Here is a 24,221-nt window from a genome sequence, read left to right on the forward strand (position 1 = left end):
ATGGAAGTGATCGCAGTTCTGGAATTGACTTTCAAGCCGGAGTCCCTTGACACCGCGCGGGAGGTGATGACGCGAGTGCTGAAGGAGACTCGGGGATTTCCCGGCTGCGTCGATGTGAAGTCGATCATCGACGTCAAGGAACCCAACATCTGGCGTTTCGTCGAGACCTGGGAGTCGGCCGCACACGACGCCGCGTACCGCGAGTTCCGAGCCGGCGAGGGAGCCATCACCGATCTCGGTCCGCTGCTCGCCGGTCGACCCTCGCTCGCCACGGGAACCGTCGACTCGCTCATGTAATCCCCCAACGCCGATCACTCGCCGATGCACGCGTGCCGGCCGGCTGTTCTCCGGCCGGCACGCTCCGCTCCTGCGGCGATCCCGGGTTGCGGGAGACCGTTTATGTCAGCAGGTCGCTACTGTTTCGAGTGTGCACTCAGCGTGCATGTGTCGGTCACACCTGTGTCTCGGCGGGCTCGCGCGCCGGCAGTTCGCAGGAAGCGGTTCCGTCGTCATTCAGCACACAGACAGGGCAATCTTCCTGGTCATCGCCAAACGCGAGTTCTGCCGCCTTCATCATCTCCGCCAGGACGTGATGGCGATCCGACTTGGGCACGCGATGATCGCGTGCCGGCTGCAAGCCAAGCGCGACCATCGATTCGAGCTGCCGATATCCGGCGGTGGTCGGGTCCACGATCGGGACGCTCGCGCGCGACATGAGCACATCGGCGACCGGGCTCATGCAGTTGCAGCCGAGAATGACCGACTCGGCGCCGTCCTGCACCGCATGCTCGATCTCGGCGAGGATGCGCTCGATCATATGCTCGCGCCCGGACCTCATCTGGGTGAGGAAGTTGTCCTCGTCGGCCAGCGTGCCCTGCTCGTCCGGAGTCGAGACGTAGCGCACCGAAATGCACTGCTGCCCCACCGGGTTCTCACGGAGGAGTCGCTCGTAGACGAAGCTCATCGTCTCCGGCCAGATCGTGACGATGCTGAACCGGCCGCCAAGCGCTGCCGCCGCCAGCAGGCTGGCCTGACCGCTACCGATCACCGGAATGTCCACAGCCGCACGCGCGGCCGCGAGACCGTAGTCCGGCACCCCGCCGATCAGGACCCCGGCATACCCGTCGCGGTCGGCTCGGATGGCCGCTTCCGCGTACGTCAGATCGGCGAGAAGCAGGTCGGTTGCATCGACGGGGGTAACCCGAATCACGGTATCCACCACGTCGATGGCGAAGCCGGGCGTGATCAGGTGCTCGGGAATCCGAGTCCCCTCCCGCTGCGCGCCGCCCTTCAGGTCCAAGTATGCGATCCGCTTGGTCAATTGACTCTCCTCGATTGCGAAGGTGAGCGCCGTCACTCCGTGGACGGTATCAGAAACCGGTTCTTCTGAGAAGAGGAATCTGGACGCCGATCGAGGGCAGGAGCCGAGCTATGAGGTTCGAATTTCCCTCTACCAGAATCAGACTCGTAGATTCAGCCCGTGGCGACGACAGGCAGCTCCATACAAGAGCGGAAGGTCGTCGGCCTACGCACTCTCGGCCGACAACCTTCCGCGGTGGTCTGAATTCTTCAGCGAGGAAACAATTTTCGCGTGCGCTGCACGTCAGTCGCTCACACAGCGCCCTGTCTGTCGATCATCGCCGAGTGGCTCGATAGATATCACCGTGCTCCACGCGCATGACCTTCTTGTCGAGCTTTCCGACGCTCGTGCGAGGAAGCTTGTCGACATACACGACCGTGTCAGGAAGCTGCCACTTGGCAAAGGCGCCTTCGAGCAGCGCGTGGACCTCCGCGAGCTCGACTTCCGCTCCGTCCGTGGTCACCATGATCACGACGGGCCGTTCCTGCCATTTCGGATGCTCGACACCGATCACCGCCGCCTCGGCCACCCGAGGATGGGCAATGATCGCGTTTTCCATATCGATCGACGAAATCCATTCGCCGCCACTCTTGATGACATCCTTCAGCCGGTCCGCGAGCTTGAGGTAGCCGTTCTGATCGATGGTCCCGATATCGCCGCTTCGCCAGTAACCGTCGAGGAACCTGTCGGCGTCGTCATCGAGCTTGTGGTACCGCGCGGTGATCCACGGCCCCCGCAGCAGGACCTCACCCTTGCTGTTGCCGTCGTGCGGCAAGTCGTTGCCCTCCGAATCTACGATCCGCACATCGACACCGCCCGCGGGAAGACCCTGATAGCGCTTGATGCTCCACCACTCGTCTTCCGTCACCTTGCCCTGCAAGGTGACCTTGCGGCCGTAGTTGACGAAAGCCATCGGCGCAGTCTCGGTAGCCCCGTACGCATGGATGAAATCGGCGCCGGTCAGGTCGTGGAACCCACGCATGAGCGAGAGTGCGGGCTCGGTGGCGCCGGACAGCAGTCGGGTGCGACTGAAGTCCGGTTTGACGTCGAGCGTCTCGATGTAGTCGAGCATCGGCTGGAAGATCGCCGGGGCGCCGTTCGCGACCGTCACGTTCTCGGCGATCATCACGTCCGCCAACAAGTCTGTGTCCTCTGCCGAATAGCGGCCGGGCAGAACGATCTTGGCCGCGACGTAGACGGCAGACTGCGGAAGACCCCAGGACTGACTGTGGAACATCGGCGTGATCAGCATGACCGCGTCGGCGGCGCTCATCCCGTAGGACGAGGCCTGCGTCAGGGTGTGCAGGTAGATCGCTCGATGCGAGTAGTACACGCCCTTCGGCCGGCCGGTGGTGCCGGTCGTGTAGCAGGCGCTGTACGCGGAACTCTCGTCGATCATCGGCCAGTCGATCTCCGGGGACGCCTTCGCCACCAGGTCCTCGAGATGACGGACGTTCGGCAACGTGGTGGCGATCTCCGAGAGGGGCTTGTCGGACATCACCACCCAGGTGACCTCCGGCGCAAATGGCGCCACCGATTCTGCGACGCTCAGCAGGCTCTCGTCCACCAGGACGACAGACGCGCCACCGTGGGTGGCGACATACCCCACGTCCTCGGGCGCCAGGCGCAGGTTCATCTGCAGCATCACCGCTCCGGTGCCCGGGATGGCCCAGTAGAGTTCGAAGTGCCGCTTACTGTTCCAGTCCAGGATCCCCACCACGTCACCGGGTTTCACGCCCAGGTCGGTCAGAGCGTTGGCAATCCGCTTGATGCGCGCGTACGCGTCGGCATAGGTGTAGCGGCCCCATCCCCCGTCGCCGGTGCGATAGACGATCTCGCGCTCAGGGTAGTTGCGGGCCGAATGACGGATCAGCGTGGTCGTGTTGAGCTGATACGAGTCGTCATTCGTCGACGGGTGCCCCTTGACAATCGCGGTCAACTGCGCGCTCCTCGGATCCGGCCAGTTCTACTGGCGACAGCTTCTCCGCGGGACTGATCACCCAGGCACCGCATCGTTCTGCAAAGCAGAACATCTCTCTGTTTCAGAGTTGCACGGGCCGATAACGCAAGTCAAGGCTTGAGGCACAAAAGCTGCAGCCGTCGGCAAAGGCACTGCGTAGAGCACTTCAGCGTCGATCCAGCAGATCGCCGCGCGTTGAGTCGTCAGTCCCGCGAACCCGAGATATCGGTCGAGCCGGCACCAACCATTGCCAGCGCGAGGTCCGTGTACTCCCGTGCGATCTCGTGCGGCGACTGACCGATCCCCGGCCGGTACCAATCGGCCACGGCAACACACATCGTGACGATCGCTGTGGCCGTCGACGTCGCCGGCACGGTTCCGACCCGCCCCGCAGCACGGCAGGCCTCCACGGCTGCCTGCACAATGCCCCGGACCTGCGTTCGCGCCTGGAGATGTAGCGATCGGCCGGGCTCGTCGAGCGACCGTAACTCAGTGGACGCGAGCACCGCCGAGGCCTGACGGTGTGTATGGAAAAGGATCACGCACTCGACGAGGTTCGCCAACCGTTGATCGGGTGAATCCGCTTCGGCGTCTGCGGCCACACATCGACTTATGAGCTCGGCCATCGCGCCTTGCAGCAATTCAGTGAGCATCACATCCTTGCTCTCCACGTGGTAATAGACGCCTGCCATCGACAAGCCGCACCGGTCGGCGATCATCCTGACGGTGGCAGCGTGGTAGCCGACCTCCACAAAGACCTCCAGCGCCGTCCGAAAGACCGGAGGGAGGTCAAGCGGCTCGAAGTCTCGCCAGTCGTCGAACCGTGGCCCCGCGGGCTCGGGCGGACGCAGATCCAGCGGTACCTCGAGCGCGGCCGAGAGCGCCTGCAAGCGCTCATGACCCGGCAGGCTCTTCCCGTTCTCGAACTCACTCAACGATGACGGGCTCATGCCGACCACCTGAGCCAGCTGCCGGAGCCCGACCTCGCGCTCGATACGCGCTGCGCGCATCCTCGCGCCCAGGCCTTCCCCACCGATTCGTCCCACCCGCTCCATGATCACCACGGTATCCCGCGACCGAACCGGCACCCTCTCGCCACCAGCACGAACACCTCTTCGTTCGAAACTTAGCGATCGTTAGGTCTTGACGAACCAAACAGACGGCAATACGGTCTCCGTGAGACGTCCGAGCGATGCGCGTCACAGCACGAGGCGAGTGCGAGCCGGCAGCCACAGAACCCAGAAGCGGGACCACTGCGCGCCGTCGATCCACCTCGTCAACTCGGGCGACATCCCGCTCGAGTGCGCAGCCCCGACCCGCAAGTTGCGCAATACCAACATCTCTCATGCCCCCGTAAACAAGCTCAGCGCCGGCGACGGCGCCCAGTCAGGAGTACTCCAGTGAGCGACATCCTCGAGTTCGCGGAACAGTTCTTCAATGCCGTCTCGAACGGCGACATCGACGCGGTGGCCGGCTTCTACGGCGACGACGTGACCGTCTGGCACAACTTCGACAACCTCGACCAGTCCCGCGAGGACAACCTCGCGACCCTCGCTGGAATCTCCGGCCGCTATGACGCCTTCGGCTACGAGGACATCCGCCACACCGCCCTCGAGGACGGCTTCCTCCGTCAGCACGTCATCAAGGCCACGGTCGGGAAGAAGACCGTGAACGTCCCCGCGGTCCTGCGCGTGTACGTCGAGAGCGGCAAGATCCACCGCATCGAGGAGTACTTCGACCGCGGCCAGCTCAGCACCGTGTTCAGCTGACCCGACCCGCACCGACGGCCCCGGTGGGACGTGGCGCATCCACCAGGTCGTTCCGCCACCACCCGGCCTTCAGTCGGCCTCCCATTAATCCGGTTTTGCCTGGTGACACCGGGCTCCGGTCACCACTACTCACCGACCGTTCGCAACTTAGCGGTCGATAGATCTTGACTAGCCGAACACTCGGACCTACCGTCGAGCCGAGAGCCCGGCGAGACGGCCGACACGCAGCGAGGAGAATGTGACATGACAAACACGGAATTCGAACTAGGTGGCGTGTGCCACCTGGCGCTGGTGTGCCAGGACATGGAGCGCACCGTCGACTTCTACACCAACGTCCTGGGCATGAAGCTGTCGATGACGCTCTCCCTGCCCGGTGGCGGCCAGCACTTCTTCTTCGACATGGGAGGCGGCCAGTTCATCGCGTTCTTCTGGTTCGCCGACGCCGCCCCGCACGCCCCCGGCATCGCGGCGCCCGCGGCCATCCCCGGTATCGGCAAGGAGATCGCGTCGGCACACGGCTCGATGAACCATGTCTCGTTCAAGATCCCGCTCGACAAGTTCGACGAGTACAAGGCCAAGCTCGAGGCCAAGGGTGTGCAGACCGGACCGATGCTCAACCACGACAAGTCCGAGCGCGGGATCAGCTTCGAGGACAGCGACTCCACCTTCGTGCGGTCGATCTACTTCTTCGACCCGGACGGCATCCTGCTCGAGTTCGCGGCGTGGACCCGCGAGCTACGCGAGGACGACGTCGCACACGCGCCCCGGACCGCGGACGGCGGCCTCGGCGCCCCCATTGGAGCGGCCGGGTGAGCGAAATGCTCGAGCTCGCAGACAAGATGTTCACCGCCCTCAGTCGAGGCGATATCGCCGTCCTCGACGAGATCTATCACGCGGACGTGAAGATCTGGCACAACTGGGACAACGCCGAGCAGTCCCGTGAGGACAACCTCCGCATCCTCTCGGGCATCCCCACTCGCTACGACGACTTCGGCTACGACGAAGCCCGCTGTACCGCCATCGAGGACGGCTTTGTGCGCCAGCACGTCATCCGGGCGACCATCGGGGACAAGACCGTCAACGTCCCCACCATCTTCCGGGTGTTCGTCGACGGCGGCAAGGTCCGCCGCATCGAGGAATACCTGGACGCCGGCGAACTTCGCAAGGTCTTTGCCTGAATAGAGACGCGATCGAGGAAGCCCCGCCGATCGATTCGATCGACGGGGCTTTTTCATGCCTTGCCCTTGCCGCGCAGGTAGATTCGCGCTATTCCGAGATCACAGGAAGAACGCGGCGACCTCGTCCACCGCCTGGGCCAGTGCGGCGGCGATCTCCTCGCGGGTCACGTCGGACATCCGACTCTTGGGCGTGGAGACGTTCAACGAATAGCGCGCCCCGCCGTACTCCCCGAGCGAGACCGACACCGACGCAACTTCGTCCTCGGACTCCTCGTCGCTCGTGGCGAACCCGGCCACGCGGACCTCCGCGAGCTGGCGCAGCAGAACCGACCGCTTGGTGATCGAGTGTGTGGTCAGACCCGTCAACTTCTCCTTGGGGTAGAGCTCGCGCACCCCACTGTCTTCCAGCGTGGCGAGCAGCGCCTTGCCCGACGACGTGCAGTGCGCAGGCATGGTCATGCCCATGCGGGACCCGACGCGCACCGCCCGAGCACTCTCGACCGAGTCCACGAAGGTCACCGTGTTCCCGTCGAGCCGGGCCAGATGAACCGTCTCACCCAGGCTGGCCGAGAGCCGCTCGAGCACCGGATGCACCCGCGCCCGAACGTCGGTCTGGCGCAGGACCGCGAACGCAATCGTCGTCAGGGCCGGGCCCGGCTCGTAAGCCCGCGAGCCCTCGACCTGACGAACGAAACCGCGGTACTGCAGCATCGCCAGTAGCCGGTGCGCAGTCGACGAGGCCACCGAGAGATACTCGCTCACCTCGGTCAGCCGGATGCTGCGACGATCGCCGAGCAGCAACAGGATCCGAAGCGCGTTGTCGACGGACTCGATCGGGTACTGCGGACGATTCGGAGGTGCATCTTCCTTTGCAGTCACGCAGGTAGGGTAGCGGCAGGGATGCGCAACACGTTCTTGGTGACCTTGCCCGAGGCGTTTCGTGGCAGCGAATCGACCACCACGAGGTCAGTCGGCAGCTTGTAACGAGCCAACCTGTCCCCGGCCCAGGTTCGCAACTCCTCGATGGTCAGATCCGCCGCGCCCGGCTTCAGCGCGACCACCGCGACCGGGGTCTCGCCCCAAGTCGCGTGCGCCCTACCGATCACGGCGACCTCGGCGATGTCGGGGTGGCCGGCCAGCGCGTTCTCGACCTCGGCGCAGTAGATGTTCTCCCCGCCGGAGATGATCATGTCCTTCGCGCGGTCCACGACATAGATGAAGCCCTCGTCGTCCACCCGCACCAGGTCACCGGAGTGGAACCAGCCGCCGGCGAAGGCCCGCGCCGTCGCCTCCGGGTTGTTCCAGTACCCGGACATGAGCCCCTGGCCGCGGTAGACGATCTCGCCGACCTCGCCGGGTTGAACATCCACCATGTCGGGGTCGACGATGCGGGCCCAGACACCGGGAGCCGGGCGGCCGACGGAGCCGAGCTTGCGGCGCGAGTCCTTTGCCTCGAGCACGCATGTGACCGGGGACATCTCGGTCTGCCCGAAGAGGGCGAGGCTCGACGCACCCGGCAACACCTCGTCCATCCTGCGGAGCAACGTGTCGCTTGCCGGCGCCGCGCCCCATGAGCTGACACGGAGCCGGGACAGATCACGGGGCATCCGCTCCTGCTCGTCACAGACCGCCTGCCACTGGGTGGGCACGAGAAATGTCGAAGTGACCCGCTCACGCTCCGCGACGTCGAGGAGGGCGCCCGCGTCGAAGGAGACGCTCGGCAGGATGACCATCGTGGCGCCCATCAGGATCGCCGGCGCCACCAGGCCGAGGGTGCCGATGTGGAACAGCGGCGCGGCGCAGAGGCTGACCTCGTCGTGCGTTTCGAAGCGGAACGCCATCACGTTCGTGGCCGCCTGCGCAGCCAGGTTGCGATGCGTGAGCACAGCACCCTTGGGGCGTCCGGTGGTGCCGGAGGTGTACATGAGCAGCGCAGGCTCCGACTCCTCGGTCACGGCGATCGGGGCGCCCGAACCGGGGTGGGCGACGAGGACGTCGTACGGCGTTGCGCCGCCGGCACTCTCGTCGATTCCCTCACCGACCTGGAAGACCAGGACCTGGCCCTCGGCCTCCGCGGCCGCGGCGATTCCGGAGGCGCTCGCCTGCTTGTCCACGAAGAGGACGACAGACCCGCTGTTGTCGAGGGTGAACGCCACCTCGCCGACGCTCAGCCGGAAGTTGATCGGCACGGCAAAAGCACCGATCCGGTTGGCGGCGATGATGATCTCGATGTACTCGGCCTGGTTACCCATCAGCAGCGCAACGCGGTCGCCGCGGCCAACGCCGCGCTCGGCGAGGGCGGCAGAGACGGCAACCACTCGCTGCTGGAGCTCCGCCCAGGTGATCCGGCAGTCGCCGAACACAATGGCCGGGAGGTCGCCACGCTCGAAGGCGTGCCGTGCAACCTGGTTGACCCAGTGCTGCTTGCGTGCGAGCCCCAGCTCGTCGTTCTCGGTGCTCATTCCCAGTGCGCCCTGGGGAAGCGCTCGGCGATCCAGTCGCACATGACCTCGGCGACCTTCTCGCGGGCGCCGGCCGGCTCGACGAAGTAGTGATCGCCCGGCAGGTCCCTGCGCTGCTTGTCGGTGCTGGCGATGGCGTTGTACAGCGCGTCCGCATCGCTGGGGAACACCCCCGTGTCGCCCTCGGGGTTGATGACAAACGCGGGCACGGTGATCTTCTCCATGTGCATTTCCGCGCGACACTGGGATTCTTCGAGACTCCACATGTGCAGCCAGTTCCGCAGCGTGCTCCCGGCACCGATGCCGCGGTCGCCGCGATTCGCCACGGCAGTCAGGCCGCGGTAGCACTCGCCCGCAGGCCGACTGCTCGGCTCCAGCGTCGCGTCGACCATGCGGGGGTCCGCCCAGGTACGCGGAACACCGAAGTGCCGGTCGAAGTAGCCGGCGGCGGTGATCCGGGCAAGCTCTTCCCGGGCCCACGCGGTGATCCGGTGGTTGCGAGCGACCTGCGCGGCGCGGTAGCGCTCGATGAACTCCTCGGAGTAGGGCGGGCCGTTCTCGGGGTTGAACAGGTCGAGTTCGGGGTCGGTCAGCGTCGGGTCGTTCTCGTCGACGACGGCCGCGTCCAGCCACGAGGTCAGCACATCGGGCCGGCCGCCGTGCGCGGCGAGGGAGATGTAGGCGTCACCGGGGATGAGCTCGTCGATACCCAACGCGGGTTCCATATCGCGGGCGGGACGGATGCACGACTCGACAGCTTGCGCCTGGTAGGCCGCCATCAGCGACCCGCCGCCGGAATTGCCAAGCAGGATAACTTGATCCACACCTGCATGTTCCTTCAACCAGCGGATGCCCACACCGATGTCGACCAGTGCCTGGTCGAGATTGAAGAGCTCCTCGTAGCCGCGGTAGCGGGTGTTCCAGCCCAGGAAACCAATACCACGCGCAGCCATGAACTCGGCGATGTAGTGCTCCGAGAAGTCGATCTGGTAGTGCGTGGCGATCATCGCGATCCGCGGCTTCTTGCCGGCGGGCGTGTAGTAGAGCCCCTGGCACGGGTAGCCGCCGGCCCCCGCGCGCTTCGCGCCCGGGGACTCGCTGCTGACAAATTCCTTGTGGACGGTCGGGCTGGTGGTGGCGCCGGTCATGGTCAGACAACCTCGTATTCATTGAGACTTGCGTACTTCTTCAAATGCGTGAGCATCAAATCGACCCGTTCGAGGACGATGGGATCCGTCAACTTGCCTTGCTCGTCAAAGTGATTGGGCGCAAAGCTGAGGAGAATTTCGGGGCCCGGCAGCACCGGGGACCGCGAGAAGACGAAGGTGTGACGCAGTTCGAACTGGCTGCGCGCGGTGCCGAGGCGGCCGGGCGTCGCGCCCATGATCGCCACCGGCTTGCGCTCGAGTACCGAGCGTCCGAGCGGAAGCGAGAGCCAGTCGAGCGCGTTCTTCAGAACACCGGGGACGCCACCGTTGTATTCCGGTGTCGCGATGAGCAGAGCATCAGCGGCCTCGACCTCGGCACGTAGTGCGTGGACACTCTCTGCCTCCTTGCCGAAATCGTCTTCATTGAGCATCGGGATCTCGCCCAGCAGCCTCGTGATCCGCACGTCGACATCTTCTGGCGCCATTGCCGCGGTCGCCTCGAGGAGCTTGCGGTTCCACGATTCTGCGCGGAGGCTTCCCGCAATCGCGCAGATTACAAATTTTCCGTCTTTCATCATGCAGCTCCCAGATAAGCCGCGACGACTGCCTCGTCGCGGATGACCTCGGCGGGCCTGCCGAGGGCGATTCTATGACCGAAGTTGAGGACACAGACGCGGTTCGAGATGCCCATGACAATCTTCATGTCGTGCTCGACGAGCAGGATGGCGACGTCGAGGTCCCGGTTCACCTGCACGATGGTCTCGGTCATCTCGGCGGTCTCGTCGTGGCTCATACCTGCGACGGGCTCATCGATCATGATCAGCCGCGGTTCCATCGCCAGCGCTCGCGCCAACTCGATGCGCTTCTGCGTGCCGTGCGGCAGCGATCCGAAGGGCAAGCGGTCAACGCGAGCATCGAGGCGATTGCGAGGACTGGAACAGCTTTCCTCAGCATCTTCGGTACGTCCCTTCAGGTTGTGGCCTGACCCACATCGAACCGGCGGTCTCGAGCATTGAACAGCCATACAGGCCGCCGAGTCAAGGACTTCACTAGCGATCGATAAGCATAAGAAGCAGTTGCTCAACCTGCGCTGATACATTGAAGTTTCCTTGTGCAGAGGATATTTCTTCTGCTAGCGCCTGTTCGGGCCGTGGGCAGGCAGACCAGATCAGCAACGAAGCTGAACTGAATTCGGCGGCAGCGCCGATAAGGAAATTGCCGGTGCGATCCCGAACGGGCCAACGGCGCGCCACCCGAGGCGCTAGTCGAGCCGGGACACCTCGTGGCGCCAAGCGGCGCCCACATTGAGACCGGCACCCAGGTTCGGCAAGTCCGCCAGATCCTCGGCACCGATCGGCACCAGCGTGCCGCCCGCCGAGACGATGGACAACGACAGCGAGGCGATCACGTCGACAGAGATGGCGCGAAGCACCGCCTCCTGCACCGACGCGCCGGTGGACGTGAGGCCATGGCCGCGCATGAGCACAACCGGCCGATCACCCAGGGAATCGGCCACATCGTCGCCAAGGGCAGGGTTGTGAATCAAAGCGGCCCTGGGGAATACGGGCACTCCGCCGTGCGCCAGCACCGCTCCCGGGATGTCGTAGGCCCCGACAATGGGCAGGATGGGCAGCCCCGCGAGATCGGCGGCTACGACATTGTGCGGGTGCGCGTGAACCACAGAGGTGACATCCGGACGGCGCATGAGAATCCGGCTGTGCAGCGGCAACTCGTACGGCACGGTGTAGCCGCCGTCCAGTTCACCGGCAGCACCCGGCTCACCGGTGAACCCCACCAGGCGGATGTCCTCGGGGGTGGTGTGCAGCAGCCCGCGCTCCTGCGGCCCCCGACAGCGGATCAGCATCCGCGACTCGTCGATTCGGAAGCTGATGTGCCCCAAGATCCCCGGGGCCAGCTGCCGGGCGGCGAGCACCCGGCAGCCCTCGGCGACCAGCGCCCGGAGCTCGTCGAGTTCCCCGGGCCTCATGCCCGCACCGCCGTGCCGGCGATCTGTGCATGGACCTGGTCGGCCGGGCCGCCGGCGGCGATGGTGCGCCGCAGCTGGACCGAGGCCTTGGGCCAGTTCACGGTCAACCCGCCGCTGGCCCGCCCATCCGCGTCCTGCCAGATCGCGGCAAGCCGGAAGGGCTCCGCCTGCTCCACGACGACCGGGGTGCCCGTGATGTCGCGGGTGCCGAACAGCTGGATCTTCCAGTCGTACTGGTCGCTCCAGACGTAGGCCACCGGGTCGTGCGGGACGGGGGCATCGGGCGCGAAGATGTTGCGCGCCACGCAGTTCGCCTGCTCTACCGCGTTGGTCCAGTGCTCGACGCGGGCCGCCTTCTCCTGTCGCGGCTGGTACCACCGGGCGATGTCGCCGACGGCGAAGATGTGCTCGGCGCCGGCCACACGGCCGAACTCGTCGCACTCCACGCCGTCCTCCAGCGCCAGGCCCGAGGACTCCAGCCAGCGTGTGTTCAGTACCGCGCCGATACCGACGACGACGGCGTCCACAAGGACGCTCGACCCGTCGGAGAGCTCGGCCCTGATGCCGCCCTCCACATGCTCGAGGGTATCGACCGTGGCACCGAAGCGCGTGTCCACCCCGTGCGTACGGTGCAGCTGCGAGAAGCGCTGGCCCAGTTCATCTCCCATCACTCGCGCCATGGGGGTGGGCGCCGGGTCGACGATCGTGACCTCGATGCCCTGTTTACGGGCGAGGGAGGCGACCTCCGCGCCGATGAAACCCGCGCCGACGACCAGCAGGTGACTCGCGCCCAGCAGGCTCTCCCGCAGCGCGCGGGCGTCCGCGATGGTGCGCAGCACGTGCACGCCGGGGCCCGACCACGGCGCCGGCCGGGCGGCCGCGCCGGTCGCGATGACCAGCTCCTCGTAGTCGAGAACAACCCCGTCGCCCAGCACGACCTGCCTGTCCTGCGGACGCAACTCGACTGCGGCCCTGCCCAATACGAGCTCGATGTCGAGCTCGCGCGCCTCCTCCGCGGTGAGCAGCGGAACGTGTGCGTCGCCGTCGAGCGGGGCCTTGGACAGCGGCGGCTTGTCGTACGGCAGATTCGACTCGGCCTCGACGACCGTCACGGCCCCGGCATAGCCCTCATTGCGCAGCGCGCGGGCCGCGCGGATGCCGCCGACCGAGCCGCCGACGATGAGAACTCCGCCGCTCACTCGTCCTCCAGCCAGAGGGCGTTGGCCGGGCAGCTCTTCGCCGCGGTCTCGACCCGCTGCCGGTCGGACTCGTCCACGCGGGTCTTGAGCAGCACCACGAGGCCGTCGTCGTCCATGTCGTAGACGTCGTCAGCCGCGACCACGCAGTTCGCGTAGCCCTGGCACAATTCGAGGTTCGCCTTGAGAATTGCCATTTGGAATCCTTCCTTCAGTAGGTCGCGCGGAACACGGCGCTCAGACTTTGATGCCCATACCGCCGTCCGAGTGGACGACGCGGCCGGAGATGCCGCGCGCCCGTTCGGAGGCGAGGAATACGTAGCTCCAGGCGTGGTCGAGGCCGTCGAGCGCGACGCCAAGCGGGTTGCGGCCCGCGAGTTCCTTCGCCCGGTCCGGCCCGTCAAGCCGGTTGTCGGTCAGGCCCAGCGTCGAGAGCCCGCTCAGATCGGTCCCCAGGGTGCCGCCGGGGGCGACCCCGTTGACGCGGATGTCCGGCGCCAGCTCGTACGCAAGGGTGGTGACCAGCCCGCGCACCGCGAACTTCGACGAGACATAGAGCGTGCCGCCGCGGCCTGGGTAGTACGCCGAGGTCGACTCCGTGAGCACGATGGAGCCGCCCGACTCGCGCAGCGCGGGTATGGCCGCCTTCACGCTGTGCAGGTGCGACTTGACGTTGACGGCGAACATCTCGTCGAACGCCTGGTCCAGCATGTCGGCGTCGATGCTCTCGAGCTTGCGGTAGAAGTCGAAGATGCCCACGCAGTTGACCAGGACGTCCAGCCCGCCGAAGCGGTCCACGACCGCCGACAGCGCGGCATTGTTGGCCGCCGCCTTGGTGGCGTCGCCCTGCACGATTTCGACCTCGGGGTGCTCGGCCGCGAGGGCCTCACATTTGGCCGCGTCGAGCTCGAGCACACCGACGCTGGCACCCTCCGCGAGGAAGGCGTCGACCACGCCACGGCCGATGCCCGAGCCGGCCCCGACGATCAGTGCGCGCTTGCCGTCGAGCCAGCCGGTCACGAGGCGTCCTCGGTGGCGATGAGCGACTGGAACGGCTTGCCGACCATGGCCGAGAGCGTCGTCTCGTTCTGCCAGGTCAGTGCCTCCAGCTCGAGCGCGTCCAGGGTGATCCACTGACCGGACTTCGGCGACTCGATGAGCAGCCGCACGCCGTTGCGGGTGTGCACCTTCGAGATCCGCATGTCCGAGAACTCGTTCGCGATGACGATGGTCTCGCCGTCGCGCTGGTCCTGCAGGACACCGAGCCGCGAGTTTGCCCGGGCCGCCGCCGCGGCGTCCTCCGCCTCGCCCTCCCAGGAGAGCTTCACAGGAACACCGCCAGGTTCTGCATGCGCAGCACGGACTCGTCGGCGGCGATGTGCCGACGGGCCAGACGCCACGCGCCGTCCTCGAGACGCAGCAGGTCGACGCGACCGACCGAGAGCAGCGAGGGCTCCAGCACGTCACCGCGACTGCGGAACAACAGGACTGCCGACTCCACGACGAGCTCGTTCTCGTTCTCGGTCGCGAAGGTGCGGACGTTGGACAGGTGGTGACGCAGGCGCGAGGGGGGGTCCTCGGCCCAGGCGTGGCCGGTGTCGAAACGCGCGACGCGGCGGCTCAGCGAGTACTTGTCCTCGTCGAAGTGCGCCATGTCCTTGGCCGTGTCATAGCCGGTGCCCAGCGCGGTGGTGACGCGGATGGGCATGAAGTAGTGGATGTCCTCGGCGAGGGTGTCGAGCCAGGCGTCGTAGTCCTGCTGGTCCAGGAGGTAGGACTCGTCCACCAGCCAGCGGTGCGCCGTCAGGTGCCGCTGGTCGTCGAACGCCAGCGAGGCGCCCACGGCCGTCGTCGTCGACGCGGCCTGGCCCAGCGGGGAGCTGGCGGAATCGATGGGGATGTAAGTGCTCATGGCTACGCCTCCGCCTTCTCGCTGCTGCACTGCGCCGCGGTCTCGCTGCTGCACTCGCCGTCGACCTGCGGCGCGCCGACGTGGATGTTGGCCGGCACGGGCGCCGGCTTCTCCAGGTAGTCGGCCCACTCGTTGAGCAGGTGCCGCTGGTTGTACTCGCCGTAGCCGACATGCGCGACGCCCGGACCACAGAACTCGTCCTCGGTCAGGGGCTGCACCACGGGGCTGTCGTCGTGCAGCATGCCCATGCGGCCGTTGAGCAGCAGTCGGCGGGCCATCGACCCACCGGCGGTGTTGGTCAGCGAGACCCAGTTCTCGACGTCGTCCTGCTCGAACATGCCGCTGGAGCCGAAGCACATCAGGTAGGCCTTGTAGGAGAGCTTCTTGAACTCCTCCGGGGCCTCCTTGTCGACGACGAACCAGGACAGGACCTCGGTCTCGTCGGCGCTGATCGGCTGCCACTGGCGGATCGAGATGAAGGGCAGGACGTCGTCGCCCTCGGCGACCTTCGGCCAGTTGTGGACCAGGCTGATGTTCGGGAAGACCGAGGCAGCCGAGATCATGAAGCCGTCGCGTCCGATGACGTCGATCTGCTCCTGGGACCACTGCTCCTTCATTCGCTCGACCATTTCGTCGGGGTAGCCGACGTAGTTCATCTTCTCTTCGAAGGTTCCCGGGGGCAGCTTGTACGTGGTGCCGCCGCCCTTGCCGGCCCAGTACGTGTTGCCGTCCTTGCGCTTCTCCGCCTTCGGCTCGCGGAACAGGCCGATCTCGACGACGCTCGTGTGCGTCTGCGGGGTGTGGTACATGTCGCCGGCGAAGTTCTCGGCGCCGATCTTCCAGTTGGCCTTGACCCGCCAGCGCTGCGGTCCACGGATCTCGACGCCGCTGGCGCTCTGCTTGGTGTAGTAGTCGAGGTAGAACTTGAAGTCGCCGAGGAAGTCCTCGAGTGGCTCGGCGTCCGGATCCATCGACACGAAGATCAGCCCGTTGTAGATGCCCAGGCTGGGTGCCGGCAGCAGTCGCTGTCCCTTGCGCGCGAAGCCCTCCTCGCCGCCGTATGCCTCCTTGTGGAACGGCATGCCGACGATGCGGCCGTCGTTCTTGTAGGACCAGCCGTGGTACGGGCAGCGGAAGTGGGAGGCGTTGCCCTGTTCGGCGCGGCACACCTGCATGCCGCGGTGCAGGCACATGTTGAACATCGCGTGGATCTCGCCGGCTTGGTCACGGCTGACGATGAACGAGTTGTCCATGACGCGGCGTACGACGTAGTCGCCGACCTGCGGCAGCTCCGACTCGTGGGCGACGAACATCCACGCCCGGCTGAACAAGCGCTCCTTCTCCGCCTCGAAGACCTCGGCGTCGTTGTAGATGTGGGCGGGGAGCATGCCCCGCCGGACGTTGGCGAGGACGTCGGCCGCGTCGCGCATGGGACCTCACTTCAGAGAGAAAGTTTCTGGTTTACAGAAATTGATTCTGCACCGCGACACCGATTGAGTCAACTACTTTCGGTCGGCTAGCACAGTGGATCCGGTAGGACTCGAGCGCGGGCCCGCAGCTGCCGTCGGCCGCGAGCTCTGTCGACGACCACCTACGCAGCACTGGCGTCCAACGCCCCCCGAGGCCCCATCCGGCAGATGGCAGCACTGGAGGGTGAACGCGCGAAACCGGGGCGAAATCTGAGGCTTCCGCCTCGAGACCCGTTAACGCGCAAGCGATCTACTCGATCGGCGATCGCCGGATTCGAGAAATCCGCTCAACAGATGGCCAGGTCCGGTTTTGCGAGCGTCGAGTCTTGTCGGCCTGCATCCACTCTGCTATAAATCTCCTCTAGTGAGCAGAAACGTGTTCTGCGACACAGTTGAGGCGCGCCAGAACTGCATTGGTCGACGCACCCGAATCCAAGAACTTCAGCCCACGAGGGTCCAGACGTTAGCCCGAAGGAATGACCGAATGACCGCTGAACAGCTTGTAGATCCGATAGTTGCCCAAGCCCGAGCCGACAACCGGCGACGCGCCTGGAGCATGACGGGACTCGTCGTATTCCTCTACGTCGTGAACTTCGCCGACAAGGCCATCTTGGGCATCATCGCCCAGCCGCTGGCACGAGAACTGGGTCTGAGTTCCACCCAGATCGGCATGGTCGGCTCACTCTTCTTCCTGACGTTCACGATCGGGGGGTTCCTCGCGGGACCGTTGAACAAGTATCTGACGTTGCGCTGGGCACTGCTGATCCTGGCCGCGGTGTGGTCGGTGGTGTTGCTACCCCTGGTGGTCGCAGCCAGTCTGGTCACCCTCATCGTTGGTCGGATGCTCCTTGGCCTCGCCGAGGGCCCGAGTTCCGCGCTCATGCACACTGCGGCCTACTCCTGGCATCCACCCGCCAAGCGCGGCCTGCCAGGAGCGTTCCTCATGGGATCAGGGTCAGTCGCGAAGATCCTGCTCGCCCCGGTCCTCACCTATCTCACCGTCAGCTACGGCTGGAGGACAGCTGTCATCACGTTGACCTTCCTCGGCCTTGCATGGTCGGTCTGCTGGCTGATCGGATGGCAGGAAGGCCCCTACACAGGGAAGACGTCGAAGTCGCACCACGACGACGAGAATGCGGAGCCGAGCGTTCCGTGGCGAAAGATCTTCCTGACCCGCACGTTCCTGAGTTGCTCCGTGCTGACCATCTTTGTCTACGCATTGACTACCGTCGTGCTGACCTGGCTCCCTTCGTATTTCGAGAAGGGTCTCGGCTACAGCGCAATGCAGGCTGGGTCCATGTTCGCGATTCCATCCGTCGTCGCCCTCGTCTTGATGATCGTCTCGAGCACGTTGACCGACCGGTCGATGGCAGCGGGGGGGCGGTCCCGAATCTCACGGATCACCGTTCCGTGCGTCGGAGTACTCGTCGGCGGTTCCATCCTGGCGGCTCTGCCCCTCTTCGACGTGCCCATCGTGACGGTCATAGCCCTTTCGATCGGCTATGCGTCCGTGAGCATGGCCTTCCCGCTTCTCAACGCCGCCATCTCCGAACTGTGCCCACCTCAGCAGACAGCCGGCACCATGGGCGTGTTCCTCGCAACGATGGCTGTCGGTGGCCTCATTGCGCCCTATGCCACTGGCGTCATCGTTGACCATGCCGCCACCCCGGCCGCCGGATACAGCTCGGCGTTCCAGGCAATCGGCGTCCTCGCCGCCGTCGCCGCCATCGGGGTCCTGATCCTTGCGGATCCGGACCGCGACCGCCGCGCCATCCGGGGCTGATCATCACGGCCACCGGGCTGCGGAAGCCGGTGATTGCTTCAACGCCGTGTCGGTCGAGGAGGCACGAGGAATCCTCGACCGACACGCGGCTGCGGCCTCAGCGCGCCAGCCACTCCTTGGTCCGGCCCGGATGGTTGGTGGCGATCCAGCCGACACCGAGCTCCCGGCACAGCTGCACGTCCTCGAAGTCGTCGACCGTCCAGCAGTACGTGGCCCTGCCCGCCGCGGCCGCCCGGTTCACGATCTCGGGGTGCTCGCGCAGCGACTTGATGGACGGGCCGACCGCGGTGGCGCCAACGGTGGTCGCCGCGCCGCCGCCCAGGTATCGCGACGACTCCCCGAGCAGCACCGTGGGCAGCAGCGGCGCCGACCGACGGATCCGCCAGACCGCGGCCGCCGAGAACGACATGATGACGGCGCGGGAGTGGTCCGCGGACGCGGGTGCGGACAGCCCGAACCGGGACAGCTCCGCGAGCACCTTGCTCTCCACCAGCCCGCCGAAGCGGACCGGGTGCTTGGTCTCGATGAAGAGCTTGGTCGGGCGGCTGGTGTGATCGAGCACCAGCGTGATCAGCTGGGCGAGGGTGAGCACCGGCTCCCCGTTTGCACCGAACTCGAGCTCGTTGAGGTGCTTGAGCGTCATCTCGCTGACCAGCCCGGTGCCCGTGGACGTGCGGTCGACGCGCCGGTCGTGAACGCACACCAGGTGCCCGTCGCGGGTCAGCCGAACGTCGCATTCCAGCCCGTCGGCGCCCTGGTCGAGGGCCAGCTCGTACGCGGCGAGGGTGTGTTCGGGCAGGGCGGCGGATGCGCCGCGGTGCGCGACGACGCGGGGCTCGGGGGTCACGGCGCCCCCGCTTCCACGCGCTCCGGGGTCCGGGCGGGCCCGGCAGTCCCGGCCGGCTCGGCAGTCCCGGCGGGCTCGGCAGTCCCGGCGGACGTGGCCGACTCGGGTACCGCGACCAGCCAGCGGGTCAGCTCGCGCTGCTTCCCCGTCGGGCTCAGACCCTCGACGCGGTGGATGACCAACAGCGTCAGCACCGCGACCGCGACCGCCACCAGATCGGTGACCGCCGCGAGCAGCACCCCGTCGGCCTGCGCCTGCAGCGAGTCGAGCGTGCGCCACCACAGATTCACCACGAACAGCACGCCGCCACACGCCCAGGTGACCCACCACACCCGGAACAGCGTGCGTGTCTGCGGGTCCGGCTCGTCCAGCTCGGTCAGGAAAACCCCCGGCATCGCCAGGTTCACCACCGGGACCAGGCAGCCGAGGGCGAGCGTCGACGGGCGGCGCGGGTCGACGTGTCCGCTGCGGGCGAAGGCGCGGCGCCGGGCCCCAACCAGCCAGGCGACAGTGGCCACGGCGGCGCACACGGCGACGATCGGGGCGAGCAGACCCGCCGCGGAGACCAGCCCGTCGGACACCGCGAGCAGCCCCGGCCCGATCAGGGTGCTCCGGTTGCGCAGCAGCAGCCCGTAGCGGAACAGTTCGGCGAGTGCGGCCAGCGCGAACAGCGCCGCCGCCGCGCTGAGCAGCGCGGGAGCCAGCTCGGCGAGCTGCTCACGACGCCCGGCCACCGGTTCCCGGTCGGGAGCGGGGGGCACGTCACGCAGGCCCCATCGGGGGATCTCGCGGTAGGACGGTGGGCCCGGTTGGGCCGGGGTCCGGGCCGGGCGGACCCGGCTCGTGGCCGCCCCTGGCCGACGGGCGACCCATCGGAAGTTGCGCAGGTTCGGCGGTTCCGGGCGCGCCGGATCCGTCGGCGAGAGCAGCACGCCGTGGCACCGTGGGCACCACTGCGCCGGGCCCCCGACAACCGGCCATCGGGCGGCGCAGCGCGCACAGACCTGAACGGTGCTCATCTAGTAGATCTTTGCCGACCGCCCGCCGTCAGCGGTCAACGGCCGGCCACATTTCTGCCAGGCCACCATCCCGTCAACGACGTTCACCGCATCGAACCCGACCTGGTTGAGGTATTCGACCACCCGCATCGACCGGCCGCCGGACCGGCACACCACGTACACCTCGGCGTCCATGTCGATCTCGGCCATCCGCGCGGGCACGTCGACCATCGGGATGTGCAGGGCACCGGGCGCATGCCCGTCCGCCCACTCCTCGTCCTCGCGCACGTCCAGCAGGATCACCGAGTCGGACAGCTCGGCCGGTACCTCCGCAGCGGGCACCGAGGGCACGTCACCAAAGCTCACACCATCGATACTGTCACGTTCGACGGCGGCTCGTCGGTGGAGGCGGAAACGATTCCCCCGGCGCGCGGGGCGCCCGCGTTGTGGTGCATGCGCGCCCGCGCCGGATACGGCAGGCTGGCACGCATGGAGCTGAGAATCTTCACCGAACCGCAGCAGGGCGCCACCTACGGGCAGTTGCTGCGCGTCGCGCAGGCCGCCGAGGACCTCGGCTACGGCGCCTTCTTCCGATCCGACCACTACCTGGCGATGAACTCCGACGGGTTGCCCGGCCCCACCGACGCCTGGATCACCCTTGCCGGGCTCGCCCGCGAGACGTCCACGATCCGGCTCGGCACGCTGGTCACCTCCGCGACGTTCCGCTACCCGGGGCCGCTGGCGATCAGCGTGGCCCAGGTGGACGCGATGAGCGAGGGCCGGGTGGAATTCGGCATCGGCGCAGGCTGGTACGAGGAGGAACACCTCGCCTACGGCATCCCCTTCCCGTCGCTGAAGGAGCGTTTCGACCGGCTCGAGGAATCGCTGGCGGTGATCACCGGCATGTGGGAGACCCCGGTCGGTGAGTCCTTCTCGTTCGACGGCGCGCACCACCGCATCGAGGATTCGCCCGCGCTGCCGAAGCCGTTCCACCACGCCGGGCCCCCGATCATCATGGGCGGCATGGGCAAGCGCCGTACCCCCGAACTGACGGCCCGCTACGCCGACGAGTTCAACCTGCCGTTCGTCTCCCTCGAGGGCACCGCCACCCAGTTCGAACGGGTGCGCCAGGCCTGCCGCACGATCGACCGCGACCCCGCCGAGCTCGCCTACTCCAATGCGCTGGTGCTCTGCTGCGGCCGCACCGAGAGCGAGCTCGCCGCCCGCGCCGCGCGCATCGGTCGGGAGGTCGCCGAACTGCGGGAGAACGGAGCGGCCGGTTCACCCGCCGAACTCGTCGACAAGATCGGCCGGTACGGCGAGCTCGGGGCGAGCCGCATCTATCTGCAGACCCTCGACCTCGATGACCTCGACCACCTGGAGTTGGTCGCGAAGGAGGTCATGCCGCAGCTCGGCTGAGGGCGACGCGTCAGCTCGGCGGCTGGATGTCCTTCTGCGCGGGCACCTCGTCCTGCTTCAGCAGGCCGACCGGGCAGCTGACGCCGGTGGCATGCACCGGGCAGTAACCGCCGGGGTTCTTGGCGAGGTACTGCTGGTGATAGTCCTCGGCGTAGTAGAACTCGCGGAGCGGGGCGATCTCGGTGGTGATCGCCCCGTACCCGGCGTCGGCCAACCGGACCGCAAACGTCTCCGCGGTGGCGTGCGCGATCGACTGCTGCGCGTCGTCGGTGGTGTAGATCGCCGAGCGGTACTGGGAGCCGTGGTCGTTGCCCTGCCGCAGGCCCTGCGTGGGGTCGTGGTTCTCCCAGAACTGCTGCAGCACGCTCGCGTAGCCGATGACCGCCGGATCGAAGACCACGAGCACCACCTCGGTGTGCCCGGTCCGGCCCGAGCAGACCTCCTCGTACGTGGGGTTGAGGGTGAACCCGCCCGCGTATCCGGCCGCGGTGCTGTACACACCGTCGAGCTGCCAGAACTCCTTCTCGGCGCCCCAGAAGCAGCCCATGCCGACGACCGCGGTCTGCATTCCCTCCGGGAACGGCGGGGTCAGCGGGTGTCCGTTGACGTAGTGGGCGTCGGGAACCCGCAGCGGCTGGGTCCGGCCGGGCAGCGCCTCGTCGGCGCTCACGATCGCTGTTTTCGCCGCCGTGCGGCCGAGGATGTCGTCGTACCAGGACATGATCCGATGCTACGCGCGGCCGCAGCCGCGGCGGTTCCATCGTCGTTGCGCGGGCTCGGAGGCCGCGCGCCTCGGTAAGCTCGCCGGTGCAGTTGGGGGGCCGACCGTCGTCGCAGGAGGCGTAGATGTCACCTCAGGAACCCGAGGGCGATGCGCAGGGATCGCCGTTCCCGCCGCCGTTCAAGTGGGGCGCCGCGCGGCCTGCTCCGAAACCCGCGCGGCAGCGACCCGAGGGTCCTCGCCCCGAGCCGCCGGTTGTCGTCGCGGAGCCGACCGTGGCCCCGATTCCTGCCGAGCCCGCGACGCCACCGACCGTGGCTGCCCCGAGGCTCGCCGAACCCGAGGCCGCTCCCCAGACGCCTGCCGAGCCCGTGATCCCGGCACCGACCGCGCCCGCGATCTCAAGCCAGTCCGCGACCCCGTCGGCCGACACCGAGTTCGGCGCGCCACCGGTCAGCCCGCCGTGGCTCGCGCCGGAACCCGCCGCCGGGCACGACCAACAGTCCGCGCCCGGCTCTCAGTCGGTCGCGCTCGCGGTGCTGATCGGTGTGCTGGTCCTCGTGGTCGCCGGCGCCGTCGCGTTCGTCGTGCTCTGATCGGACCGCCCGAAGCGGTGTGACTGCGCGCCGATCCATCGGCTCGAGGGCACCTCCACGAACCGGTACAGCAGCTCCGCCGCCCCGGCCGTCACCAGCAGGAAGGCGAGCACCGCTCCCGTCCGGCCCAGGTGGCCGACGGTGTTCTCGTACACCCGGTACAGGATCAGCGTGTGCAGCAGGTAGATCGCGTAGCTGCGGGTCGCGGTCCAGCGCACGACACTGAGCCGACCGAGGTAGCCGTCGTACCGCACCAGGGCCAGCACCGCGCAGGTGACCACGACCATCGTCCACAGGTAGCGGTCCCCCGCCCAGTAGACGTGACTGTCGGTGGCCAGGCGCACCACCTCGGCCTGCGCCATGGTCGCCACGATGATCCAGCGCCAGTTCGCCAGCCGCGCCCAGCCCAGGTAGATGATCTGGCCCATGAACACCGCTGGCAGGGTCGCGGCGACCTTGGACAGCATCGGCACTGCGTACGGCTGCGGCACGTACAGGTTGTAGAGCAGGACCGCGCTGCACAGGGCCGCCCCCGCGAGGGGTACCGCGATCGGGATCGTCCTCAGCAGCGGCCGGGCGGCGACGCAGTACAGGTAGAAGAGCACCTGCACGACCAGGGTCCAGGTCACCCCGAGCACCGCGACCTCCGGCGTGAGGAAGAACCCGCCGAGCACGAAGCTGAGCGCCGCCTCGGAGTTCGAGATCCCGTCCTGGCCGCTGAACATCCCATTGATGCCAAGGCGCACCAGGACGATCGCGATCAGGAGCGCCACCCACAGCGCGGGAAGCAGCCGGCCGACCCGGTTGAAGAGGAACCGCCCAGGGGTGTGCCGGGTGGCCGACGCGGTGAGCATCAGCCCCGTGAGCATCATGAAGATCGCAACACCGAGGAAGGAAAGGTGCTGGTTGAGTCCGCCACCGGCCACCAGCACCGTGTAGACGCCGTCGATCAGCCACCAGCCGGAGCCGAGGTCGTCGATCAGGTAGTACGAGATGTGCGAATAGATGACGGCGAGCACCGCGATCGCGCGAAGGAGATTGGCTCCGCCGAACTCGATCCGAGGCGGCGATGACGCGCGCACGGAAACGTGTTGCAGTCGGAGCACCACCCAATATTAAGGTTTTGTTCACCGACCGGACGAACCGGTGCCGGAAATCGGGGCGTCCGGCGACCACCCCTGGACGCGTCACTCGCATCCGCGCCCGCTTGGTCGCAAATCTTGCGGACGGTGTACGAATGAGATTGGGTTATGCCCGAGAAGGATCGACCCAAAATCGAACTTGGTACACGCCGGGCGTGCGCGCCCGTAAGGAAGGGACCCTCGTGTCTGTCTACTCGCTGCCTGAACTGCCCTACGACTACGCCGCCCTCGAGCCGCACATCTCCGGCAAGATCATGGAGCTGCACCACGACAA

The 24,221-nt window shown here is 66.9% G+C and carries 26 protein-coding genes and 3 pseudogenes; 8 read left to right on the forward strand and 21 right to left on the reverse strand.

Annotated elements, in window-relative coordinates; all coding sequences use genetic code 11:
* Complete coding sequence (locus C8K38_RS26340; RefSeq protein ID WP_097214376.1) at window positions 1-297, forward strand: putative quinol monooxygenase; 297 nt, start codon at window positions 1-3, stop codon at window positions 295-297.
* 154 nt (window positions 298-451) lie between these two features.
* On the opposite strand, the gene C8K38_RS26345 is transcribed toward C8K38_RS26340, so the two are convergent.
* The 3 genes from C8K38_RS26345 to C8K38_RS26355 form a co-directional block, all read right to left on the reverse strand.
* Window positions 452-1,357 carry an aspartate/glutamate racemase family protein gene (locus C8K38_RS26345; protein WP_097214377.1) on the reverse strand — a complete coding sequence of 302 codons (906 nt, stop codon included), beginning with the start codon at window positions 1,355-1,357 and terminating at the stop codon, window positions 452-454.
* A 277-nt stretch (window positions 1,358-1,634) separates the two neighbouring features.
* Complete coding sequence (locus C8K38_RS26350; RefSeq protein WP_097214378.1) at window positions 1,635-3,299, reverse strand: long-chain-fatty-acid--CoA ligase; 1,665 nt, start codon at window positions 3,297-3,299, stop codon at window positions 1,635-1,637.
* Between the two features lie 224 nt (window positions 3,300-3,523).
* Window positions 3,524-4,375 (reverse strand): TetR family transcriptional regulator, encoded by an 852-nt coding sequence (locus C8K38_RS26355; protein WP_143548537.1) that lies wholly within the window; start codon window positions 4,373-4,375, stop codon window positions 3,524-3,526.
* Between the two features lie 345 nt (window positions 4,376-4,720).
* Between C8K38_RS26355 and C8K38_RS26360 the strand changes: the two genes are divergently transcribed.
* The 3 genes from C8K38_RS26360 (at window position 4,721) to C8K38_RS26370 (ending at window position 6,267) form a co-directional block, all read left to right on the forward strand.
* The gene (locus C8K38_RS26360) at window positions 4,721-5,089 is read left to right on the forward strand and encodes a nuclear transport factor 2 family protein (protein ID WP_097214380.1); all 369 of its coding nucleotides are present in this window, start codon (window positions 4,721-4,723) and stop codon (window positions 5,087-5,089) included.
* A gap of 243 nt (window positions 5,090-5,332) precedes the next feature.
* Window positions 5,333-5,902 (forward strand): VOC family protein, encoded by a 570-nt coding sequence (locus C8K38_RS26365; protein WP_097214381.1) that lies wholly within the window; start codon window positions 5,333-5,335, stop codon window positions 5,900-5,902.
* A complete protein-coding gene (locus C8K38_RS26370) occupies window positions 5,899-6,267 on the forward strand; it encodes a nuclear transport factor 2 family protein (protein WP_143548538.1) in 369 nt (122 codons plus the stop codon). The genes C8K38_RS26365 and C8K38_RS26370 overlap by 4 nt, the downstream gene beginning before the upstream one ends.
* Before the next feature lie 99 nt (window positions 6,268-6,366).
* On the opposite strand, the gene C8K38_RS26375 is transcribed toward C8K38_RS26370, so the two are convergent.
* The 13 genes and pseudogenes from C8K38_RS26375 to C8K38_RS26430 all read right to left on the reverse strand — a co-directional run bounded on the left by C8K38_RS26375 (window position 6,367) and on the right by C8K38_RS26430 (window position 16,402).
* Complete coding sequence (locus C8K38_RS26375) at window positions 6,367-7,146, reverse strand: IclR family transcriptional regulator (RefSeq protein WP_097214383.1); 780 nt, start codon at window positions 7,144-7,146, stop codon at window positions 6,367-6,369.
* The gene (locus C8K38_RS26380) at window positions 7,143-8,729 is read right to left on the reverse strand and encodes a long-chain-fatty-acid--CoA ligase (protein WP_097214384.1); all 1,587 of its coding nucleotides are present in this window, start codon (window positions 8,727-8,729) and stop codon (window positions 7,143-7,145) included. The genes C8K38_RS26375 and C8K38_RS26380 overlap by 4 nt, the downstream gene beginning before the upstream one ends.
* Window positions 8,726-9,877, reverse strand: a complete 1,152-nt coding sequence (locus tag C8K38_RS26385) for an alpha/beta hydrolase (protein WP_097214385.1) — start codon at window positions 9,875-9,877, stop codon at window positions 8,726-8,728. Before C8K38_RS26385 ends, C8K38_RS26380 begins: the two co-directional genes overlap by 4 nt.
* 2 nt (window positions 9,878-9,879) lie before the next feature.
* Window positions 9,880-10,455 (reverse strand): NADPH-dependent FMN reductase, encoded by a 576-nt coding sequence (locus tag C8K38_RS26390; RefSeq protein WP_097214386.1) that lies wholly within the window; start codon window positions 10,453-10,455, stop codon window positions 9,880-9,882.
* Window positions 10,452-10,598: pseudogene (locus C8K38_RS28155) on the reverse strand (ABC transporter ATP-binding protein); the annotation flags it as partial. The gene C8K38_RS26390 and the pseudogene C8K38_RS28155, both read right to left, overlap by 4 nt.
* Window positions 10,599-10,727: 129 nt before the next feature.
* Window positions 10,728-10,976, reverse strand: a pseudogene (locus C8K38_RS28160) (hypothetical protein); the annotation flags it as partial.
* A 162-nt stretch (window positions 10,977-11,138) separates the two neighbouring features.
* A complete protein-coding gene (locus tag C8K38_RS26400; protein ID WP_097214388.1) occupies window positions 11,139-11,864 on the reverse strand; it encodes a class II aldolase/adducin family protein in 726 nt (241 codons plus the stop codon).
* Entirely contained in the window at window positions 11,861-13,063 is a 1,203-nt protein-coding gene (locus tag C8K38_RS26405) for an NAD(P)/FAD-dependent oxidoreductase (RefSeq protein ID WP_097214389.1), read from the reverse strand. Before C8K38_RS26405 ends, C8K38_RS26400 begins: the two co-directional genes overlap by 4 nt.
* Window positions 13,060-13,257 (reverse strand): ferredoxin, encoded by a 198-nt coding sequence (locus C8K38_RS26410; protein ID WP_031940479.1) that lies wholly within the window; start codon window positions 13,255-13,257, stop codon window positions 13,060-13,062. The genes C8K38_RS26405 and C8K38_RS26410 overlap by 4 nt, the downstream gene beginning before the upstream one ends.
* Window positions 13,258-13,297: 40 nt before the next feature.
* On the reverse strand, window positions 13,298-14,080 hold the full coding sequence (gene hcaB / locus C8K38_RS26415) for a 3-(cis-5,6-dihydroxycyclohexa-1,3-dien-1-yl)propanoate dehydrogenase (RefSeq protein ID WP_097214390.1): 783 nt from the start codon (window positions 14,078-14,080) through the stop codon (window positions 13,298-13,300).
* Window positions 14,077-14,388, reverse strand: a complete 312-nt coding sequence (locus tag C8K38_RS26420; protein ID WP_072844410.1) for a hypothetical protein — start codon at window positions 14,386-14,388, stop codon at window positions 14,077-14,079. The genes hcaB and C8K38_RS26420 overlap by 4 nt, the downstream gene beginning before the upstream one ends.
* On the reverse strand, window positions 14,385-14,972 hold the full coding sequence (locus C8K38_RS26425) for a 3-phenylpropionate/cinnamic acid dioxygenase subunit beta (protein WP_097214391.1): 588 nt from the start codon (window positions 14,970-14,972) through the stop codon (window positions 14,385-14,387). Before C8K38_RS26425 ends, C8K38_RS26420 begins: the two co-directional genes overlap by 4 nt.
* 2 nt (window positions 14,973-14,974) lie before the next feature.
* Window positions 14,975-16,402 (reverse strand): aromatic ring-hydroxylating oxygenase subunit alpha, encoded by a 1,428-nt coding sequence (locus tag C8K38_RS26430; RefSeq protein WP_097214392.1) that lies wholly within the window; start codon window positions 16,400-16,402, stop codon window positions 14,975-14,977.
* Window positions 16,403-16,925: 523 nt separating this feature from the next.
* Between C8K38_RS26430 and C8K38_RS26435 the strand changes: the two genes are divergently transcribed.
* Window positions 16,926-18,224 (forward strand): MFS transporter, encoded by a 1,299-nt coding sequence (locus tag C8K38_RS26435; protein WP_257017855.1) that lies wholly within the window; start codon window positions 16,926-16,928, stop codon window positions 18,222-18,224.
* A gap of 97 nt (window positions 18,225-18,321) precedes the next feature.
* Here C8K38_RS26435 and C8K38_RS26440 read toward each other — a convergent pair whose 3' ends face one another.
* Genes C8K38_RS26440 through C8K38_RS26450 form a run of 3 tightly spaced genes read right to left on the reverse strand, consistent with a single transcriptional unit; the run spans window position 18,322 to window position 20,435 of the window.
* Window positions 18,322-19,071, reverse strand: a complete 750-nt coding sequence (locus C8K38_RS26440) for a glycerophosphodiester phosphodiesterase (protein ID WP_097214394.1) — start codon at window positions 19,069-19,071, stop codon at window positions 18,322-18,324.
* Entirely contained in the window at window positions 19,068-20,090 is a 1,023-nt protein-coding gene (locus C8K38_RS26445) for a DUF4328 domain-containing protein (RefSeq protein ID WP_097214395.1), read from the reverse strand. The genes C8K38_RS26440 and C8K38_RS26445 overlap by 4 nt, the downstream gene beginning before the upstream one ends.
* Complete coding sequence (locus tag C8K38_RS26450; protein ID WP_179800726.1) at window positions 20,091-20,435, reverse strand: rhodanese-like domain-containing protein; 345 nt, start codon at window positions 20,433-20,435, stop codon at window positions 20,091-20,093.
* Window positions 20,436-20,558: 123 nt separating this feature from the next.
* On the opposite strand from C8K38_RS26450, the gene C8K38_RS26455 reads away from it, so the two are divergent.
* A complete protein-coding gene (locus tag C8K38_RS26455; RefSeq protein WP_097214404.1) occupies window positions 20,559-21,488 on the forward strand; it encodes an LLM class F420-dependent oxidoreductase in 930 nt (309 codons plus the stop codon).
* 10 nt (window positions 21,489-21,498) lie between these two features.
* Here C8K38_RS26455 and msrA read toward each other — a convergent pair whose 3' ends face one another.
* A complete protein-coding gene (msrA, locus tag C8K38_RS26460) occupies window positions 21,499-22,209 on the reverse strand; it encodes a peptide-methionine (S)-S-oxide reductase MsrA (protein ID WP_097214396.1) in 711 nt (236 codons plus the stop codon).
* 125 nt (window positions 22,210-22,334) lie between these two features.
* Here msrA and C8K38_RS26970 point away from each other — a divergent pair, with 125 nt between their 5' ends.
* On the forward strand, window positions 22,335-22,805 hold the full coding sequence (locus C8K38_RS26970; protein ID WP_143548539.1) for a hypothetical protein: 471 nt from the start codon (window positions 22,335-22,337) through the stop codon (window positions 22,803-22,805).
* Here the strand turns inward: C8K38_RS26970 and C8K38_RS26470 are convergent.
* Entirely contained in the window at window positions 22,727-23,863 is a 1,137-nt protein-coding gene (locus C8K38_RS26470; protein ID WP_097214405.1) for an acyltransferase family protein, read from the reverse strand. The two genes, C8K38_RS26970 and C8K38_RS26470, sit on opposite strands and share 79 nt — an antisense overlap.
* A 266-nt stretch (window positions 23,864-24,129) precedes the next feature.
* On the opposite strand from C8K38_RS26470, the pseudogene C8K38_RS26475 reads away from it, so the two are divergent.
* Window positions 24,130-24,221: pseudogene (locus tag C8K38_RS26475) on the forward strand (superoxide dismutase); the annotation flags it as partial.

Source organism: Rhodococcus sp. OK611, from assembly GCF_003050885.1.
GTDB lineage: Bacteria > Actinomycetota > Actinomycetes > Mycobacteriales > Mycobacteriaceae > Rhodococcus_G > Rhodococcus_G oryzae.

Bases quoted from the DNA above. Each gene is read 5' to 3' on its own strand.
- C8K38_RS26435 (WP_257017855.1), top strand. From the start codon at position 16,926: ATGACCGCTGAACAGCTTGTAGATCCGATAGTTGCCCAAGCCCGAGCC.
- C8K38_RS26340 (WP_097214376.1), top strand. From the start codon at position 1: ATGGAAGTGATCGCAGTTCTGGAATTGACTTTCAAGCCGGAGTCCCTT.
- C8K38_RS26425 (WP_097214391.1), bottom strand. From the start codon at position 14,972: ATGAGCACTTACATCCCCATCGATTCCGCCAGCTCCCCGCTGGGCCAG.
- msrA (WP_097214396.1), bottom strand. From the start codon at position 22,209: ATGTCCTGGTACGACGACATCCTCGGCCGCACGGCGGCGAAAACAGCG.
- C8K38_RS26380 (WP_097214384.1), bottom strand. From the start codon at position 8,729: ATGAGCACCGAGAACGACGAGCTGGGGCTCGCACGCAAGCAGCACTGG.
- C8K38_RS26970 (WP_143548539.1), top strand. From the start codon at position 22,335: ATGTCACCTCAGGAACCCGAGGGCGATGCGCAGGGATCGCCGTTCCCG.
- C8K38_RS26390 (WP_097214386.1), bottom strand. From the start codon at position 10,455: ATGATGAAAGACGGAAAATTTGTAATCTGCGCGATTGCGGGAAGCCTC.
- C8K38_RS26410 (WP_031940479.1), bottom strand. From the start codon at position 13,257: ATGGCAATTCTCAAGGCGAACCTCGAATTGTGCCAGGGCTACGCGAAC.
- C8K38_RS26445 (WP_097214395.1), bottom strand. From the start codon at position 20,090: ATGAGCACCGTTCAGGTCTGTGCGCGCTGCGCCGCCCGATGGCCGGTT.
- C8K38_RS26365 (WP_097214381.1), top strand. From the start codon at position 5,333: ATGACAAACACGGAATTCGAACTAGGTGGCGTGTGCCACCTGGCGCTG.
- C8K38_RS26430 (WP_097214392.1), bottom strand. From the start codon at position 16,402: ATGCGCGACGCGGCCGACGTCCTCGCCAACGTCCGGCGGGGCATGCTC.
- C8K38_RS26385 (WP_097214385.1), bottom strand. From the start codon at position 9,877: ATGACCGGCGCCACCACCAGCCCGACCGTCCACAAGGAATTTGTCAGC.
- C8K38_RS26455 (WP_097214404.1), top strand. From the start codon at position 20,559: ATGGAGCTGAGAATCTTCACCGAACCGCAGCAGGGCGCCACCTACGGG.
- C8K38_RS26400 (WP_097214388.1), bottom strand. From the start codon at position 11,864: ATGAGGCCCGGGGAACTCGACGAGCTCCGGGCGCTGGTCGCCGAGGGC.
- C8K38_RS26355 (WP_143548537.1), bottom strand. From the start codon at position 4,375: ATGGAGCGGGTGGGACGAATCGGTGGGGAAGGCCTGGGCGCGAGGATG.